We start from the raw sequence: 2,375 nt of genomic DNA, 5'->3' as shown, positions 1-2,375 counted from the left end.
CTCCACGTACGCGGCAAGCCGCTCCGCGGCCTGCGCCAACGCGCCCGCCGAACGGGCAGAAACCACCACCGGCACCGGCGCAGCCACCGCCCCCGTACCCGAATCCGGGTCCGTCGGCGCCTCGTCCGCTGCCGCGGCCTCGGCCGGCGCTGCCTCCAGCACCACATGCGCGTTCGTGCCGCTGATGCCGAAGGAGGACACCGCCGCCCGGTACGGCTCGTCGGACTCGGGCCACGGCGTCGACTCCGTGATCAGCGAGATGGCGCCGGAACTCCAGTCGACATGGTGGGACGGCTCGTTCACGTGCAGGGTGGGGGGCAGCATGCCGTGGCGCATGGCCTCGACCATCTTCATGACGCCCGCGACGCCGGCCGCGGCCTGCGTGTGCCCGATGTTGGACTTGATGGACCCCAGCCACAGCGGGCGCTCGGGGCTGTGCTCGCGCCCGTACGTGGCGAGCAGCGCCTGCGCCTCGATCGGGTCGCCCAGGGCGGTGCCCGTACCGTGCGCCTCGACGGCGTCCACCTGACCGGGCGTCAGCCCGGCGCTGGCGAGAGCCTGCTCGATAACGCGCTGCTGTGAGGGGCCGTTGGGGGCGGTGAGACCGTTGGAGGCGCCGTCCTGGTTGATCGCGGAGCCCTTCAGCACCGCCAGGACCGTGTGTCGGTTGCGCTGCGCGTCCGAGAGGCGCTCCAGCAGCACCAGGCCGACACCCTCGCCCCAGCCCGTACCGTCCGCCGCCTCGGCGAAAGCCTTGCACCGGCCGTCCACGGACAGCACGCGCTGCCGCGAGAACTCGATGAACGCGCCCGGGCTCGACATGACGGTGGCGCCGCCCGCGAGGGCCAGGTCGCACTCGCCGTTGCGCAGCGCCTGTGCCGCGAGGTGGAGCGCGACCAGCGACGACGAGCACGCCGTGTCGATCGTCACCGCCGGCCCCTCAAGACCGAAGGTGTACGCCACCCGGCCGGAGGCGACGCTGCCGGCGCTGCCGTTGCCGAGGTAGCCCTCGAAGCCCTCCGGGGCGTTCTGCATCAGCCGCGCGCCGTAGTCGCCGTAGATCACGCCGGCGTAGACCGCGGTACTGCTGCCCCTGAGCGTCGTCGGGTCGATGCCCGCCCGCTCGAACGCCTCCCACGAGGTCTCCAGCAGCAGCCGCTGCTGCGGGTCGGTGGCCAGCGCCTCGCGCGGGTTCATGCGGAAGAAGTCCGCGTCGAACTCGTCCGCCTCGTGCAGGAACGTGCCGTAGCTCGTGTAGCTCTTGCCCGTCGCCGCCGGGTCGGGGTCGTAGAGGTCCTCGAGGTCCCAGCCGCGGTTTGTCGGGAAGCCGGAGAGCCCCTCACGGCCCTCGGCGACGAGCTTCCACAGCTCGGCCGCGGAGCGGATCTCGCCGGGGAAGCGGCACGCCATCGACACGATGACGACGGGGTCGTCCGAGGTGTTGGCGCTCACGAGCTGCGGCGCGGCCGAGCGCGGCGCCGACTCCAGCAGCTCGGAGCCGATGTGGTCGGCGAGGACCTGGGCGGTCGGGTAGTCGAAGATCAGCGTCGCCGGCAGCCGCAGCCCGGTGGCGGCGTCGAGCCGGTTGCGCAGCTCGACCGCGGTGAGGGAGTCGAACCCGAGGTCGTTGAACGGCGTCTGCGCGTCTACGGCGGCGGCGTCGCTGTGCCCCAGGACGGCGGCGGCGTTGCCGCGTACCAGGTCCAGCAGCAGCCGCTGCTGCTCGGCGGCCGACAGCCCGGCGAGCTGCTGTGCCAGCCCCGAGACCTCGCCCGGCGCGGCGGTGGCCGCCGCCCGGCGGCGTGCCCGGGGGGCGAGGTCGCGCAGGAGGGCGGGCACGCGGTCGCCGGTGCGGAGGGTGGCGGGGTTCAGCGGGACGCAGAGGTGGTACGGGGACGGGGTCGCGAGGGCGGCGTCGAGGAGCTGGAGGCCGTGCTCGGTGCTGAGCGCCGAGTCGCTGCGGGCGACCTCGCTGTCGCCGAGGTGGCTGGTGAGTTCGGTGGTGTGCTTCCAGTAGCCCCAGGCGAGGCTGGTGGTGGGCAGGCCGTGGCGCGTGCGGTGGTGGGCGAGGGCGTCGAGGTAGGTGTTGGCGGCGGCGTAGTTGGCTTGTCCGGGGTTGCCGAGGGTGCCGGCCGCGGAGGAGTAGAGGACGAACTGCGCCAGGTCCAGGTGCCGGGTCGCCTCGTGCAGGTGGTACGCGGCGTCGACCTTCGGGTCGAGGACGGGGTGCAGGCCCTCCGGGGTGAGCTGGGTCAGGATCGTGTCCTTGAGGACGCCGGGGGTGTGGATGACGGCGGTGAGCGGGTGCTGTTCGTCGATGGAGTCGACGAGGGTGCGTACGGCGTCGGGGTTGGTGACGTCGCAGGCGGTGATGG

The 2,375-nt window shown here is 73.2% G+C and carries 1 protein-coding gene; it reads right to left on the bottom strand.

The window, feature by feature from the left end:
* A partial coding sequence (locus B124_RS36930; RefSeq protein WP_496507395.1) for a type I polyketide synthase occupies positions 1–2,375 on the bottom strand: 2,375 nt, incomplete at both ends.

It is taken from the genome of Streptomyces sp. CNP082 (assembly GCF_059570535.1).
This window is presented reverse-complemented; position numbering and strand designations above follow the sequence as displayed.